The sequence below is a fragment of the Streptomyces durmitorensis genome (assembly GCF_023498005.1).
GTDB lineage: Bacteria > Actinomycetota > Actinomycetes > Streptomycetales > Streptomycetaceae > Streptomyces > Streptomyces durmitorensis.
Genome location: NZ_CP097289.1, coordinates 7657330 through 7673153, shown reverse-complemented (window position 1 = coordinate 7673153; position 15824 = coordinate 7657330). Strand labels below are relative to the sequence as shown.

Genomic DNA, 15824 nt, shown 5'->3' with positions numbered 1-15824 from the left:
TTGCCGGGCCTCCCGGAGGATGACCGATCGTCGGTCATGTACTCCCATGGGTGGAGACGGGGTCCTAGGTCTCAGGGTCTTCCCGGAGGGGGCGGGCGGCCTGCTCGGATGTGTCCTCCCGGGGGATGGGCTGCTCGACCAGGGCCAGGACGCGCGTCGCCATGAACCGCGCGGTCCGCACGACCGACCCTCCCCCGCTGCCTGAAGGGCGCGGGGGGACCCCCAGCGGGTGACTTCGCTCACTTCGACCACCCCTCTGCGCACCGCCGTCTCCACCCGGCGGCCCGCCCGGCTCGCCACCACCTCATACGTCCGTGTCGTGTCCCCGGCGTCCACGACTATCTCCCCGCGATCACCCTTCACGGGATCAATCCCCCTTCAGCGATGGACGGTTGGGAACGGCGCCCCCCACAACGGCCGCCCACCCCCGTGCCCCTGACCACTCTTCAAGTTTCCCACCCGGCACTGACAATCGGTCGGGCCGTGAGGGCGCGGCCTCTGCACCTGCCCGGCCACGGAAACGTAAGCTGTGGCACGACAACGGACCGGGCAGCGGGGATGGACATGGCGATGATGCGGCTCCGGCGCGAGGACCCGCGTGTCGTCGGCTCGTTCAGACTGCACAGGCGGCTGGGCGCCGGCGGCATGGGGGTCGTCTACCTGGGGTCGGACCGGCGGGGGCAGCGCGTCGCCCTGAAGGTGATCCGGCCCGACCTGGCGGAGGACGAGGAGTTCCGGTCGCGCTTCGCGCGGGAGGTGTCCGCCGCCCGGCGGATCCGCGGTGGCTGCACCGCGCGGCTCGTCGCCGCCGATCTCGACGCCGACCGGCCGTGGTTCGCCACGCAGTACGTTCCCGGCCCGTCCCTGCACGACAAGGTCGCCGCCGAGGGGCCGCTCTCCGCGGCCGACGTGGCGGTCGTCGGATCGGCGCTCGCCGAAGGGCTCGTCGCCGTACATGAAGCCGGTGTCGTGCACCGCGACCTGAAGCCGTCGAACATCCTGTTGTCCCCGAAGGGGCCGCGGATCATCGATTTCGGCATCGCCTGGGCCACCGGCGCATCGACGCTGACCCATGTGGGCACCGCCGTCGGTTCGCCCGGCTTCCTCGCGCCCGAGCAGGTGCGCGGTGCCGCCGTCACGCCCGCCACGGACGTGTTCGCCCTCGGCGCCACCCTCGCGTACGCCGGGATGGCGGACTCGCCCTTCGGGCACGGCAGTTCAGAGGTCATGCTCTACCGCGTCGTCCACGAGGAGGCGCAGCTCGGCGGTGTCCCGGACGCGCTCGCCCCGCTGATCAGGGCCTGCCTGGCCAAGGACCCGGCAGAGCGCCCCAGCACGCTCCAACTGTCGCTCAGGCTCAAGGAGATCGCGGCCCGTGAGGCACAGGGCCTGACCGAGCCGCGGCCGCCCGCGCCCCGGCAGGACCAGGACCGGCCGACGGGGCGGATGGCCCAGGAGTACGCGGACCAGCACACCCAGCGGCGTCATCCGCAGGGCACTCCCCCGCCGCGGCCGAGTTCCTCGCGGACCGGCTCCTCGCGCACGGGTTCATCCCGCACGGGTTCCTCGCGGCCGAATTCCTCGCGGCCGGGGTCCAGTTCCTCGCGGTCCGGCTCACGTCCCGCGCAGTCCCGGAACACGACACGTTCCGGCGGCGCGCGGCGGCCCGCCAATCCGCGGCTGCTGCGGCAGCGGCTCTTCGTGTTCGTGGTCGTGACGCTGCTCGTGGCCCTCGGGATCGCGGCGGCGCAGGGGTGCCAGGGGCCCGCGCGCGGGCTCGGCGGCGGCGACGTGCACGATGGGCACGGCGTACAGCAGAGTCAGATCCAGAGCGAGCGGCACGACTCCGGGCCGGACCCTCAGAGCTGAGGGCGGCCCGTCGCCACCGCGTAGAACGCGACCGCGGCCGCCGCCCCCACGTTCAGGGAGTCCACGCCGTGGGCCATCGGGATGCGGACCCATTCGTCGGCCGCCATCAGGGCCTTCGTGGTGAGGCCTTCGCCCTCCGCGCCGAGCATCAGCGCGACCCGGTCCATGCGGTGGGGCGCCGCCTCGTCCAAGGTCTTCGCCTTCTCGTCCGGGGTGAGCGCGAGGAGGTTGAAGCCCGCCTCGCGTACGCCCTCCAGGCCCTTGGGCCAGGATTCGAGGCGGGCGTAGGGCACGGAGAAGACCGCACCCATGGAGACCTTCACCGAGCGGCGGTAGAGGGGGTCGGCGCAGTCCGGTGAGAGCAGGACCGCGTCCATGCCGAGTGCGGCCGCGCTGCGGAAGATCGCACCGATGTTGGTGTGGTCGTTGACCGACTCCATGACGACGACGCGGCGCGCCCGGGTGAGGAGTTCGTCCGACGTCGGCAGCGGCTTGCGCTGCATCGAGGCGAGGGCTCCGCGGTGCACGTGGTAGCCGGTGACCTGCTCGGCCAGGTCGGGGTTGACCGCGTACACCGGGGCCGGGACCTCGTCGATGACGTCCCGCATGACGTCGACCCACTTCGCGGAGAGCAGCATCGAGCGCATCTCGTAGCCCGCCTGCTTGGCGCGCCTGATCACCTTCTCGCCCTCGGCGATGAAGAGACCCTCGGCGGGCTCGCGCCTGCGGCGCAGCTCGACGTCGGTCAGGCCCGTGTAGTCGCGCAGGCGCGGGTCGGTGGGGTCGTCGACGGTGATGAGATCAGCCACAGGGTGATACTGCCTTGTCCTGGGTGTGGTGCCAACGCCTGGGAGCGGGTTGGGTTACCGGTGGTTACGCGAGGGCTCGGTGTGGTTACGCGGGGCTGTCAGGACCCACGTTCACCACGTCGCCGACGACGATCACCGCGGGGGGCTTCACCTCGTGGGCCGCGACCTCGGCGGCGACGGTGGAGAGGGTGGCGTCCACGCGGCGCTGGGCGGCGGTGGTGCCCTCCTGGATCAGGGCGACGGGGGTCTCGGGCGCCCTGCCGTGCGCGACGAGCGTCTCGGCGATCCTGCCGATCTTGTCCACGCCCATCAGGATCACGAGGGTGCCACGCAGCTTGGCCAGGGACGGCCAGTCAACGAGGGAGCGCTCGTCGTCGGGGGCCACGTGGCCGCTGACCACGGTGAACTCATGGGCGACCCCGCGGTGCGTGACGGGGATGCCGGCGGCGCCGGGCACGGAGATCGAGCTGGAGATGCCGGGGACCACCGTGCAGGAGATGCCCGCCTCGGCGAGCGCCTGGGCCTCTTCCATGCCGCGCCCGAAGACGAAGGGGTCGCCGCCCTTCAGGCGGACGACCGACTTGCCCTGCTTCGCGTGCTCGATGAGGGCGTTGTTGATGGCTTCCTGGGCCATGAACCGGCCGTACGGGATCTTCGCGGCGTCGATCACCTCGACGTGCGAAGGGAGTTCGTCGAGCAGGTCGCGGGGGCCGAGCCGGTCGGCGATGACCACGTCCGCCTCGGCGAGCAGACGACGGCCGCGGACCGTGATGAGGTCCGGGTCGCCCGGGCCGCCGCCGACGAGCGCGACGCCGGGGGTGCGGGTGCGGTGCTGGCGCGCCACGAGGGTGCCGTCGCTCAGGCCCTCGACGAGCGCGTCGCGGATGGCGGCGGTGCGGCGCGGGTCGCGGTCGTGGATGTCCGTGGTGAGGACGGCGACCGTGACGCCCGCGGAACGGCCCGTAGCGGGCGTCAGGGCGGTGGCGGCGTCGGCGTCGTCGGAGCGGACGCACCAGACTCGGTGCGCCTCCCCTTCCGCGGAGGCCGCCGTGTTGGCATCGGGGTCGCTGGTGGCGATGAGGGCGTACCAGGCGTCCTTGAGGTCGCCGTGCTCGTAGCGGCGGCGCTCCCAGGTGATCTCGCCCGCGTCCGCCATCGCCTCCACGGAGGGGGTCGCCGTCGGCGACACGAGGAGGATGTCGGCGCCCGCCGCGATCAGGGCGGGGAGGCGGCGCTGGGCCACCTGGCCGCCGCCGAGCACGACCGTGCGGCGGGCGGTGAGGCGGAGGCCTACGGGGTAGGCGGGGCTTTCGGCCATGGCGGAGGGCTCCTCGTGCGGGGCGCTGGGCTTTGCGGGTGCCGCTGCGACGGTGGGGCGGCTGCGCTGATGCTTTGACGTGCGGGTTCAGTATGGCTGGGGTGGGGTGGGGTTCTCTCCCCCAGCCCACCCCTTCCCGAAAACGGGGCTTCGCCCCGGGCCCCAGTTCGTCTGCGGGCCGTGGGCGTTTGTGCCCACCCGTTCCGCCCTGCGGAACGCCTGCCCACAAACGCGGGTGCTACTTCTCGGTTACTCCTGCCGAGTCGAACGTGGCCACCTCGTGCATCGCGCGGGCCGCGCTCTGGACCACCGGCAGGGCCAGGAGGGCGCCGGTGCCCTCGCCCAGGCGCAGGTCCAGGTCGACCAAGGGGCGCAGGCCCAGCTTGTTGAGGGCCGCCACGTGGCCCGGTTCCGCGCTGCGGTGACCCGCGATGCAGGCCGCGAGGACCTCGGGGGCGATGGCGCGGGCGACCAGGGCCGCCGCGCCCGCGCTCACGCCGTCCAGGATCACGGGCGTACGAAGGGACGCGCCGCCCAGCAGGAGCCCCACCATCGCCGCGTGCTCCAGGCCGCCGATGGCCGCGAGGACGCCGATCGGGTCGGCCGGGTCGGGCTGGTGCAGTTCGAGCGCGCGACGCACGACGTCGACCTTGCGGCTGTGCATCTCGTCGTTGATGCCGGTGCCGCGGCCGGTGACCTCGCCCGGGTCGGTGTCCGTGTAGACGGAGATGAGGGCCGCGGAGGCCGTGGTGTTCGCGATGCCCATCTCGCCGGTGAGCAGGGCCTTGTTCCCCGCTGCCACCAGGTCGCGGGCGGTCTCGATGCCCACCTCGACGGCGGCCTTGACCTCCTCGCGGCTCAGGGCCGGGCCGGTGGTCATGTCCGCCGTGCCCGCGCGGATCTTGCGGGGCAACAGGCCGGGGGTGGCCGGGAGTTCGCTTGCCACGCCCACGTCGATGACGCAGACCTCGGCGCCCACCTGGTTGGCGAAGGCGTTGCAGACCGCGCCGCCGCCGAGGAAGTTGGCGACCATCTGCGCGGTCACCTCCTGGGGCCAGGCGGTGACGCCCTGGGCGTGCACACCGTGGTCGCCCGCGAAGATCGCGACGGCCGCGGGCTCCGGGATCGGCGGCGGGCACTGCCGGGACAGGCCCGAGAGCTGCGCGGAGATGATCTCCAGCATGCCGAGCGCGCCCGGCGGCTTCGTCATGCGCTTCTGCCGCTCCCACGCCTCGCCGAGCGCCTTGGCGTCCAGCGGGCGGATGTTGGAGACGGTCTCCGCGAGGAGGTCGCTCGGGTCCTCGCCGGGCAGGGCGCGACGGCCGTACGTCTCCTCGTGGACGACCCACGAGAGCGGGCGGCGCTTGGACCAGCCTGCCTGCATCAGCTCGGGCTCCTCGGGGAACTCGTCGACGTATCCGACACAGAGATAGGCCACCACTTCGAGGTGCTCGGGCAGGCCGAGGGTCCTGACCATCTCGCGTTCGTCGAAGAAGCTGACCCAGCCGACGCCGAGGCCCTCGGCGCGCGCCGCGAGCCAGAGGTTCTCGACGGCGAGGGCCGAGGAGTACGGCGCCATCTGCGGCTGCGTGTGACGGCCGAGGGTGTGGCGGCCGCCGCGGGTCGGGTCGGCGGTGACGACGATGTTCACCGGGGTGTCGAGGATCGCCTCGATCTTCAGTTCCTTGAACTGCTTCGCGCGGCCCTTGGGGAGCGACTTGGCGTACGCGTCCTTCTGGCGCATGGCCAGCTCGTGCATGGTGCGGCGCGTCTCCGCCGAGCGGATGACGACGAAGTCCCAGGGCTGGGAGTGGCCCACGGAGGGTGCCGTGTGGGCCGCCTCCAGGACGCGGAGCAGGACCTCGTGCGGGATGGCGTCGCTGCGGAAGCCGTTGCGGATGTCGCGGCGTTCGCGCATGACGCGCAGGACGGCTTCGCGCTCGGCGTCGTCGTAGGCGGGGGCGGCGGGCGCCGCGGGGGCGGCGGGCGCCTCCGCCTCCTTGACCGGCTCGGGCTCCTGGAGCGGCTCCTGCTCGTCGACCGGCTCCGAGGGGAGCGCCTCGTCCACGGCTTGTGCCGGGTCGGCGGCTTCGGGGGCCTCGACCACTGCCGCCGCCTCCGCTTCGGCGGGTGCGTCGCCCACGGCGACGGGCACGGCTTCGGCTGCCGTCTCCGTCGGTACGGGCGCCTCGGCCACGGCCTCTTCTGCCGTGTCCGGTGCGGGAGTTGCCGCCGCGGGCTCTCCGCCGTCACGCGGCGCGGGCACGGTGGCCGCGGGCTGCGGGGACGCGGGCTCGGGGGCCTGGGCGGCTTCGACGAGAGCCGCGGGCTCCTGGGCTTCGGCGGCCTCAGGGGCCTCCGGGGCGACCGGCGCCTCCGGGGCCTCGGCTGCCGCTACGGCGTCCGGCGCGACCTCAGGTGCGAGGGCGCCGGCCTCGGCGACCGGCTCCGGCTGCGCATCGGGGGCCTCGGGCTGCGGGGCCTCGAAGTGCTCCGGGGGCACGGACAGGGCCTGCGGCGGTGTCGGTGCCAGGTGGGGCGTGGTCGGCACCGAGCCCTCGACCGGCACGAACTGGCCGAGGGGCGCGGGCGCCTGGGGCTCCGCGTAGGGCTGGTTCGGGCCGCCGGGGAGTCCCTCGCCCTGGGGCACCTGGGCCACGGGCGCTTCCGCGTGCTGCGGGGCCTGCGGAATGTGCGGGCCCTGGACCGTGTGCCCGGCGGCCGCGAGCGGCGCGTCCGACCAGGGCTGCGCGCCGGCCATGGCGAACTGCGGCTGGCCGGAAGCGGACGCGTGTGCGGGCCGACCGTTCACGGACGGCTGCTCGGCATCGGCGACGGGCGGGAGCTCCTGGCTCGCTTCCGGGGCGTGCGCGGACGGGTCCGCGGCCGACGGCTGCCCGGCGTCCACGGCGAACGCGGGCTGCCCGGCGTCGGCCACCGCGTGCGCGAACTGGTCGTCAGCCTCGGCGCCTTGCGCGATCGCGGGGTCGACGGCCTCCGCGGCCTGCGGGAAGGCGGCCGCGGGCGTCTCGGAGGCAGGGGTGGCGGCGGGCGTCGCCACGGGCTGGGGCAGCTCTGTGGCCGGGGCGGGCTGCGGGGCCTCACCGGCGAGAGCGTCCTGCGTCGCCTGTACGTCCTGCGAGCTCTGTGCGTCCTGCGTGCCCTGTGCGACCTCTGATACGGGGGTCACGGGTGTTACGGGTGCGCCCTCAGCTGCGGGTGTGGCGTCCGGGACGACCGTTTCTGCTGGTACGACGGGCTGCGCGACCGGCATGGACTGCGCGCCCTGCTCGTCCTGCACGTCCTGCACGTCCTGCACGTCCTGCACGTCCTGAGAAGACTGGGAGTGCTGGACCGGCTGCGGCGGCTCGGAGTGCTGCGGCTGAGTCGTCCACGGCGTCGCGCCCTGCGGCGTGATCTCACCGAGCTGCGGACCCGGCAGCACCCCTTCCTCGTCTCGCGGGATGTCGAGGTACTCGGGCCCCACGGTCGGCGGCCCCGCGTGCCGCATGGGCACGGCGTGCTGCGGCGCACCGGCCGGGCCGCGGTCGGCGAGCGAACGTACGGGACTCCCCGTGCCGTCGGGCACCGCGGGACCCGAAGGACCCCGGTGGAGCGGGCGGCGGGAGGGGCCGGGGTGCGAGGCGGGCGCCGGCGTGGGCGCGCCGGGCAGCTGGACGCCGTTCAGGTCGACCGAGCCGCTGTCGCGCCCGGCCGTCTCGTGCGGGCCCGGCTGGTGCATGGCCTGCGGCTGCCCGACCGACTGCTGGGCGGCGGCCTGCGGGCCGGCGGCGTGCTGGCCGACGAGGTGCTGGCCGCCCAGCGACTGATCGGCGGAGTGCCGGCCGCCGACAGACTGGCCGCCGACGGACTGTTCCGCCAGGGAGGGGTCGGCCGAGGGGTCGGCCGCGTGAGCACCCACCGGCTGACCGGCCACGTACTGATTCGCCAGGGAAGGGTCACCCACAGGCTGGCCCAGTCCCTGCGCGACCGCCGCATGCTGGGCACCCCCGGGCTGCGCACCCACCGGCTGAGCGACGCCGTGCTGCGCGGTCCCGCCCTGGGCACCCCCGTGCTGGGCGGCCACCGGCTGACCGGGGCCTGCCTGCTGCGGCGGAGCCGACTGCGGCTCGCTCCAGGCGCCCTGGGCACCCGGCATGAGGAGCAGGTCGTCATCGTCGGCGGGGGCGACGTTCGCGGCGGGACTCTCGGAGGGGTCGAGGAAGGTGTACGCATCCGGGGCGGGGACGCCCGGCTGCTCCACCATGCCTGCGTTCTCCGGCAGTCCCTCGCCCGGGACCTGGCCGGTGTCGGTCATGCGTAACCCCTCGCCCATCGGTTAGTGCTTCTTCGACCGCCCCTCAGCCTTAGGCCGGGGAAGCCCCATTGCCCGGAGCGGCGCACCAACCGCCCGTCATTCTCAACGAGCGTGCGCGCCGCGCGGCACGAACCGCATACGGACAACAGGCATTGTCCCGGTCGGCCAGCCGCCACGGCGGCTTGATCCGCAACGGCCCGCTGTGGGCTGCGCCACGTTGCGCGCCCTCCGGTCCTGCCGTACCACACACCCCCCAAAACGGGCGAGCTTTCCGGACATTGACCAACTATTTGCCGGACACTCGGGTGCGGTACAACGATCGGCCAGCCTACCCCGCACCGTGGTGCGGCAGGGTCACGGGGCGCGATCGGGCAACTGTCCACAGAGCAGGAAGACGACCGTCCTCTCACGCTCCGTCCACGCGCGCGTGTCGAGTTCGACGGACTGGAGCAGGGCGCATTCCACCGCGTATCCGTGCTCCGTCAGGTCCCTGCCGATGAGTTCGGCCGCGTCTCGCGTCGACGCGTGCGTCACGATGCGCGCCGGGCGCCGGTCGGCGACGGCGGAGACCACCGCGGCTCCCCCGCCCCCGACGCGTACGACATCGGGCTCGGGAAGGTCTTCGAGGACGAACGGCGCCGTGCCGTGCACGATCTGCGGCTGGACGCCGAAGTGGCGGGCGACCGCCGTGGTGCGGGCGCAGGCGTCGGGGTCGGCGTCGACCGCGATGACGGCGGCCCCGAAGCGGGCGGCCTCCGCGGTGAAGGCGCCGCTGCCGCAGCCGATGTCCCAGACCAGATCGCCCACGCGGGGGCCGATGCGGGCGAGTTGGGCGGCCCGCAGCCGGTCGCTCTCGCCCTCGCCGAGCTGGGCCTCGCCGCCGTAGGCGGGGGCGGGCAGCGCCCACCCGCGCGGGGTGCCCGGGTCGCGTCCCGCGATCCAGCCGGTGTCGGAGGTCGCGACCGGGCCGCCGATGACGATGACGACGTTCGGGTCGCGCCAGGTGTGGTCGGCGGCCTTGTCCGAGGTCAGGACGGTGACCTGTTCGCGCTCGGTGCCGAGCTCCTCGCAGATCACGAAGGTGCGGTGGACGCCCTGGAGGAGCAGCCCGAGCTCGGCGGGGCCCGCACCGGGCGAGGTGAGGACGGCGACCTTGGTGTGGGCCCGGCAGACGTTCACCGCGCGGCGCAGGGTGCGCGGGTGGGCGACCACGACCTGGGCGTCGTCCCAGGGCATGCCGGCACGGGCGAAGGCCTGGGCGACGGAGGAGACGGCGGGCACCACTTCGACCTCGAGGCCGAATTCGGGGGCGCGAAGCGTGCGTACGACACCGAAGAAGCCGGGGTCTCCGTCGGCGAGGACCACGGCGGTGCCGCGGTGGGCGGCGATGCGGCGGGCCGCCAGGCTCACGCTGCCCAGGCGGATCCTTTCGGCGGACGGTGGGACTTCGGTGAGCGCCAGGTGGTGGGCGGCGCCCGCGACGAGGGTGGCGGCGCCGAGCGCCGAGCGCGCGGCCGCGGTCAGCGGCGAACCGTCCCAGCCGATCACCGTGACGCGGTCGGCCATCTTCGTCCGTCTCCTGGGTTCTCGCGGGTCGTCTGAGGGGGCCGGGCGTCGCGTGTAGGGGGCAACCGCGTGTGGCCAGGGGCGAGCGTACCTGGTGGGGCCCCGAGACGCCCGAGCGGTCAGTTCGGGGCTGTGGGGTCAGTTCAAGGCCGTGAGGTCAGTTCCAGTCGGAGAAAGCGCTGAACCCGCTGTCCGCGAGCTGCTCGCCGACTCCTTCCAGATCCTCGGGGAGCAGGCTCCACACGATGAGGTCGGTCCGGACGTCGATCCAGCCGCCGAACGGATCCCCGCCGTTCCTCGTACGCGCTATCCAGGCGCCCCGCAGGACTCCCTCGCTGATGCAGCCGATCTTCTGCGCGACCTGCTGGGCGGCGGTGTTGTCGGCGGCCGTGCGCAGCTCGATGCGCTCGAAGCGCTGGTCGCTGAAGAGCCACTGGGCGGTGGCGAGCGCCGCCTCCGAGGCATAGCCCTCGCCGCGGGCCCAGGGGGCGACGACGTAGTTGAGTTCGCTGGAGCGCACCCGCCAGTCGGTGTCCCGCAGTTGCACGATGCCGACCAGGCGCTGGGTGAGGAACTCCGTGACGGCCAGGGCGATGCCGCGGCCCTCGATGCGCTCGGCGGGCGCGACCCGGGTGATCCAGTCGCGGGCGTCGTCCTCGGTGTAGGGCTGGGGCGCGGAGGTCCAGGCGGTGACCATCTCGTCGTTCATCATCTCCGCGTACGCGGAGACGTCGGCGTCCTCGAACGGGCGCAGCACCAACCGCTCCGTGCTGATGGAGATGTCGGGGAAGGTGGTTGTCATGCGCTGCTCCGTAACCTGGAACCCTCGGGCCTGCTGAAGTGCCCAGCATGCAGCATGTCGGCGCGCAGACGCACCACGGGGTCCGCTCCTTCATCAGGAGAGGACCCCGTGGTGGGGGCGGAAACGGACTGTGCGTCAGCTCGTTTCGACGGGCAGGACGGAGCCCTTGTACTTGTCCTCGATGAACCGCTTCACCTCGGGTGAAGTGAGCAGCTCGGCCAGCTTCTTGACCCGCGGATCGTCCTCGTTGCCCTTCTTGACGGCGAGCACGTTGTTGTACGGATTGTCCTTGGGCGACTCAAGAAGGATGGCGTCCTTCTTGGGGCTGAGCTTGGCGTCGAGCGCGTAGTTGTTGTTGATGACGGCCGCGTCGAGGTCGTCGAGCGAGCGCGGGAGCTGCGCCGGGTCGAGCGCCTTGACGGTGAGCTTCTTCGGGTTGGACGTGATGTCCTCGGGCGTCGCGGTGCCGCCGACGCCCTTCTTGAGCCCGATGACACCCTGGGAGGCGAGGAGTTGGAGCGCCCGCCCCTCGTTGGTCGTGTCGTTCGGAACGCCGACGGTCGCGCCCGGACGGAGCCCGGAGACGTCCTTCAGCTTCTTCGCGTACACGCCCATCGGCGGCAGGTACACCTCGGTGACCGCCTTCAGGTCCGTCTTCTTGGACTTGTTGAAGTCCTCCAAGTACGGCGTGTGCTGGTACAGGTTGGCGTCGAGCGAGCCTTCCTGGAGCGCGGTGTTCGGCGAGACGTAGTCCGTGAACTCCGTGATCTGAAGGTCGAGTCCCGCCTTCTTCGCGAGGTTCTTCTGGACGTACGCGAGGACTTCGCCGGCCGGCGTCGGGGTGGCCCCGACGACGAGCTTGTCGCCGCCGGAACCGCTGTCCGAGCCCGCGCCGCACGCGGTGAGACCCAGCGTCAGGGCGAGGGTCCCGGCCGCGGCGGCGATGACGGACGTACGCATGATCAGAACGCCGCGACGACGGCGCCGTCGTACTTGTCGTCGATGAACTTCTTGACCTCGGGCGAGGTGAGGAGCTTGGCGAGCTTCTTCACGCGCGGGTCGTTCTCGTCGCCCTTCTTCACGGCGAGGAAGTTGCCGTAGGGGTTGCCCTTGGCGGACTCGGCGACGATGGCGTCCTTGGCGGGGCTGAGCGCGGGCTTGGCCTCCAGGGCGTAGTTGCCGTTGATCACCGCGGCGTCGACGTCACCCAGGCTGCGGGGCAGCGTGGGGGCTTCCAGCTCCTTGAACTTGAGGTTCTTGGGGTTCTTCGAGATGTCCTTGGGGGTGGCCTCGTAGCCGACGCCCTTCTTGAGCTCGATGAGTCCGTTGTCCTCGAGGAGCTTGAGCGCGCGGGCCTCGTTGGTGGTGTCGTTCGGGACGGCGACGGTGGCGCCGTTCTTCAGGTCACCGAGCTTCTTGATGCTCTTCGAGTAGACGCCGAGCGGCTCCAGGTGAACCGTGGCCCCGGGGACGGGCACGATGTCCGTGCCGTTCTTCTTGTTGAAGTCGTCGAGGTACGGCTTGTGCTGGAAGTAGTTCGCGAAGACCTCGCCCTGCTGGACGGCGGTGTTCGGCGTGACGTAGTCGGTGAACTCCTGCACGTCGAGGTCGAGCCCGGCCTTCTTCGCCAGGTTCTTCTTGACGTACTGGAGGATCTCGCCCTGCGGCGTGGGGGTCGCGGCGACGACGAGCTTGCCGTCCTTGTCGCCCGCGGCGGAGCCCTTGTCGGAGCCGCAGGCGGAGAGCCCGAGGGTGAGGGCTCCGGTGGCGAGGACAGCGGTGGTGATCTTGGCGGTGTTACGCACGAAAAGTGCCTTTCTCCATGGGTGGTACGCCCCGCGATGGGTGTGCGGGGTGAGTGCGGGTTCGGCTTCAGGAAGCCTGGGACGGCGACGTCTTGAGCTTCAGGAGCCGCAGCTTGGGGGCGGAGCCCGAGTGGCCGCCGCGGTGGTGCAGCCTGCGGGCCGCGTAGTCACCGGCGAACTGGATGACGGAGATGACGACGGCGAGGATGCCGACGGTGATCCACATCAGATCGGTCTCGAAGCGCTGGTAGCCGTAGCGGATCGCGATGTCACCGAGGCCGCCCGCGCCGACCGTGCCGGCCATCGCCGAGTAGCCGATGAGCGTGACGATCGTGGTGGTGGTGCTGGAGATCAGCGAGGGCAGCGACTCCGGCACGAGGACCTTGCGTACGACAGTCCAGATGTTGCCGCCCATCGACTGGACGGCCTCGACGAGACCGCCGTCGACCTCGCGCACCGCGGTCTCCACGAGCCGCGCGAAGAAGGGGATGGCGCCGATGGCCAGCGGGACGATGGCGGCGTCGCGGCCGATCGTCGTGCCCGTCATCCAGCGCGTGAAGCCCATCAGGGCGACCATGAGGATGATGAAGGGCATCGAGCGCGCGATGTTCACGATCTGCCCGATGAGCTTGTTCAGGACCGTGTTCTGCAGCAGCCCGCCGCGGTCGGTGAGGACCAGCAGGATGCCGAGCGGCAGTCCGGCGACGACGGCTATCAGCGTCGACCAGCCCACCATGTAGAGGGTGTCCCAACAGGCCTGCTCCAGCAGGGGCTGCATCTCCGACCAGGTCACTTGGCACCTTCCTTGACCAGCAGCGTGGCGTCCTTCGGCGTGGCGGTGCCTGCGACGGGGGCTTCGCCCGCGATGTCGACCTGCAGGCCCTGCTCGCGCAGGAAGCCGATCGGGACGACGTTCTCCTCGAAGCGGCCCGGCAGCTCGATGCGCATGCGGCCGACCTGCTTGCCCGCGACGGTGTCCATCGCGGCGCCGAGGATCGAGATGTCGATGTTGTACGTGCGCGACAGCTGGGAGATGACCGGCTGGGTCGCGGCTTCGCCGTGGAAGGTCACGTCGACGACGGTGCGGTCCTCGCCCGTCGCGTCGCCGCTGACCGGGAAGAGCGCGGCGGCCAGCTCGGAGCCGGGCGTCGCGAGCAGCTCGGTGACGGTGCCGGACTCGACGATCCGCCCGTTCTCCATCAGGGCTGCCGAGTCGCAGACGCTCTTGACGACGTCCATCTCGTGCGTGATCAGCAGGACGGTCAGGCCGAGCTGCTGGTTGAGGTCGCGCAGGAGCCCCAGGATGGAGCGGGTGGTCTCCGGGTCGAGGGCGCTGGTCGCCTCGTCGGAGAGCAGCACCTTCGGGTCGCCGGCGAGCGCGCGGGCGATGCCGACGCGCTGCTTCTGGCCGCCGGAGAGCTGCGCCGGGTAGGAGTTCGCCTTGTCGGCGAGGCCGACCAGGTCGAGCAGTTCGAGCGCCTTGCGGGAGCGCTCGGCGCCGCTGAGACCGAGGATCTCCAGGGGCAGCTCGACGTTGTCCTTGACGGTGCGCGACGACAGCAGGTTGAAGTGCTGGAAGACCATGCCGATGCGGCTGCGCGCCCGGCGCAGGTCCTTGCTCGCGCGGCTGCCGCGTCCCGCGAGGGCGGTGAGGTCCTGCCCTGCGACGGTCACGGTGCCGGCGGTGGGGCGCTCCAGGAGGTTCACGCAGCGGATCAGCGAGGATTTGCCGGCGCCGGACTGGCCGATGACGCCGTACACCTCGCCTTCGCGGACATGCAGATCGACGCCGTCGAGGGCAGTTACTTCACGACCGCGTGAGCGGTAGACCTTGGTGAGGCCGGAAGTGGTGATCACAGGGGTTTCCGTCACTGTCGAGTGCGCGGCGCGGTTCTCGCCGGGCACGGGGCATTCGTGGGGAACGCGGCACGGTTTCTCGCGGTGGCGAAAAGAACCGGAGGACGTGTGCGCGGGGCAGGCTCGCTTCCTACGTCATGTACGTCTGGCGTACGTCGCAGGGGCGCGGCACAGCGGCTTCGCTTCGGGGCGCGATGCTCAGGGGTGGTGCGGGGGCCCTCAGAAGGCGCACATTCGACACATACAACGAGCACCGGGCGTCGTGATCGCCTCGGTCGCAGGGGTGCGGCTGCTCGTCGTGGTCATGTGGACCAGTAAAACACGCGTGCGTACGCGCCCCGCCACCGTTGTCCGCTATACGGACGGCCGGTGGACAGGTGCGGACGCGGGCGGGCGGGTGCTCAGTCCTCGGCGGTGATCTCCACGCCACCCTCGGTGACCTGCGCGGACACGGCCGAGAGGTCCTTCACCACGACGTCCGCGGAGAGCTCGCCTGCGGTGTGTGTTGTGGCCAACGCCACGGTGGTCATGCCGGCCGCGCGCCCCGCCGTGAGACCCGCGGGCGCGTCCTCGAAGACCACGCAGCGCGCCGGGTCGACGCCCAGTTTCGCCGCCGCGAGCAGGAAGGGCTCCGGGTCGGGCTTGCCGCGGGTGATGTCGTCGGCGGCGATCAGCATCTTGGCGTCGATGCCGACCTCCGCGAGCCGGGCCTCGGCCAGGCGGCGCCCGGCGGAGGTGACGACGGCCCAGCGCTCCGGGGGCAGGGACTGCAGCAGCTCACGGGTGCCGGGCAGCAGCACGACGCCGCCCGCGACGTCGGAGACCTCCAGCTCCTCGATGCGGGCGACGGCCTCGGCCACGCGCTCGGCGGGCAGCATGTCGGCGATGATCTCGGCGGCGGGGCGGCCGTGCAGCTCGACCCTGGCGAACTCCTCGGCGGTGATTCCGTACTCCTGCGCCAGGCGCGTCCAGCAGCGGTACACCGACTCCATGGAGGAGATGAGGGTGCCGTCGTTGTCGAACAGGAGCGCTTCAGCGTGGATCTTCATGGTGCCCGAGCGTACGGGTCACCCCTGGGGTGCGCGCATCGGGTCATAGGGCCCGTAATAAAGTCACGGCATGCTTGTTGCCCTGACGATCGCGACCGCCGTGGCCGCGCTCGTGCTCGCCGCGTGGTGCGGCTTCGCCGCCTACCGGGACCAGCCGACCAAGGACTGGCACTTCATCGGCATGGCCGTGGTGACGTTCCTCGCCACCGTCCAGCTGATCGTCGGCATCGTCCAGCTGGCGCGGGGCGAGAAGCCCGAGCAGGGCACGACGATCTTCGTGGCGTATCTGATCGGCTCCTTCGCCTGCATCCCGGCCGCGGGCTTCATGTCCCTCGCCGAGCGCACCCGTTGGGGCTCCATCACGGTCGCCGCGGGCGGCGTGGTCCTGGCCGTGCTCCAGGTGCGGCTCTACGACATCTGGGGAGGCTGAG

General features: G+C 72.0%; 12 protein-coding genes and 1 pseudogene. 2 read left to right on the top strand and 11 right to left on the bottom strand.

Going from position 1 to position 15824, the window contains the following annotated elements; genetic code table 11:
* Positions 1-64: 64 nt before the first annotated feature.
* A pseudogene (locus tag M4V62_RS34310) lies at positions 65-363 on the bottom strand (hypothetical protein).
* A 201-nt stretch (positions 364-564) separates the two neighbouring features.
* Here M4V62_RS34310 and M4V62_RS34305 point away from each other — a divergent pair.
* Positions 565-1869 (top strand): serine/threonine-protein kinase, encoded by a 1305-nt coding sequence (locus M4V62_RS34305; protein ID WP_249591077.1) that lies wholly within the window; start codon positions 565-567, stop codon positions 1867-1869.
* Here M4V62_RS34305 and M4V62_RS34300 read toward each other — a convergent pair.
* From M4V62_RS34300 to M4V62_RS34255, 10 genes are all read right to left on the bottom strand, one after another.
* The gene (locus tag M4V62_RS34300; RefSeq protein ID WP_249591076.1) at positions 1860-2678 is read right to left on the bottom strand and encodes a TrmH family RNA methyltransferase; all 819 of its coding nucleotides are present in this window, start codon (positions 2676-2678) and stop codon (positions 1860-1862) included. The two genes, M4V62_RS34305 and M4V62_RS34300, sit on opposite strands and share 10 nt — an antisense overlap.
* A gap of 85 nt (positions 2679-2763) precedes the next feature.
* The gene (cobA, locus tag M4V62_RS34295) at positions 2764-3996 is read right to left on the bottom strand and encodes a uroporphyrinogen-III C-methyltransferase (RefSeq protein WP_249591075.1); all 1233 of its coding nucleotides are present in this window, start codon (positions 3994-3996) and stop codon (positions 2764-2766) included.
* Positions 3997-4234: 238 nt separating this feature from the next.
* The gene (gene cobT / locus M4V62_RS34290; RefSeq protein WP_249591074.1) at positions 4235-8314 is read right to left on the bottom strand and encodes a nicotinate-nucleotide--dimethylbenzimidazole phosphoribosyltransferase; all 4080 of its coding nucleotides are present in this window, start codon (positions 8312-8314) and stop codon (positions 4235-4237) included.
* Positions 8315-8668: 354 nt separating this feature from the next.
* Positions 8669-9880 carry a precorrin-6y C5,15-methyltransferase (decarboxylating) subunit CbiE gene (cbiE, locus tag M4V62_RS34285; RefSeq protein WP_249591073.1) on the bottom strand — a complete coding sequence of 404 codons (1212 nt, stop codon included), beginning with the start codon at positions 9878-9880 and terminating at the stop codon, positions 8669-8671.
* Positions 9881-10037: 157 nt separating this feature from the next.
* The gene (locus M4V62_RS34280; protein WP_249591072.1) at positions 10038-10682 is read right to left on the bottom strand and encodes a GNAT family N-acetyltransferase; all 645 of its coding nucleotides are present in this window, start codon (positions 10680-10682) and stop codon (positions 10038-10040) included.
* A gap of 135 nt (positions 10683-10817) precedes the next feature.
* On the bottom strand, positions 10818-11642 hold the full coding sequence (locus M4V62_RS34275; RefSeq protein WP_249591071.1) for a MetQ/NlpA family ABC transporter substrate-binding protein: 825 nt from the start codon (positions 11640-11642) through the stop codon (positions 10818-10820).
* A gap of 2 nt (positions 11643-11644) precedes the next feature.
* Positions 11645-12487, bottom strand: coding sequence for a MetQ/NlpA family ABC transporter substrate-binding protein (locus tag M4V62_RS34270; protein WP_249591070.1), 843 nt, complete (start codon positions 12485-12487; stop codon positions 11645-11647).
* A gap of 67 nt (positions 12488-12554) precedes the next feature.
* Positions 12555-13280, bottom strand: coding sequence for a methionine ABC transporter permease (locus M4V62_RS34265; protein WP_249591069.1), 726 nt, complete (start codon positions 13278-13280; stop codon positions 12555-12557).
* The gene (locus M4V62_RS34260; RefSeq protein WP_249591068.1) at positions 13277-14344 is read right to left on the bottom strand and encodes a methionine ABC transporter ATP-binding protein; all 1068 of its coding nucleotides are present in this window, start codon (positions 14342-14344) and stop codon (positions 13277-13279) included. Before M4V62_RS34260 ends, M4V62_RS34265 begins: the two co-directional genes overlap by 4 nt.
* 401 nt (positions 14345-14745) lie before the next feature.
* Positions 14746-15393, bottom strand: a complete 648-nt coding sequence (locus M4V62_RS34255) for an HAD family hydrolase (protein WP_249591067.1) — start codon at positions 15391-15393, stop codon at positions 14746-14748.
* Positions 15394-15463: 70 nt separating this feature from the next.
* Here M4V62_RS34255 and M4V62_RS34250 point away from each other — a divergent pair, with 70 nt between their 5' ends.
* Entirely contained in the window at positions 15464-15823 is a 360-nt protein-coding gene (locus M4V62_RS34250; protein ID WP_249591066.1) for a hypothetical protein, read from the top strand.
* Position 15824: the final 1 nt, after the last annotated feature.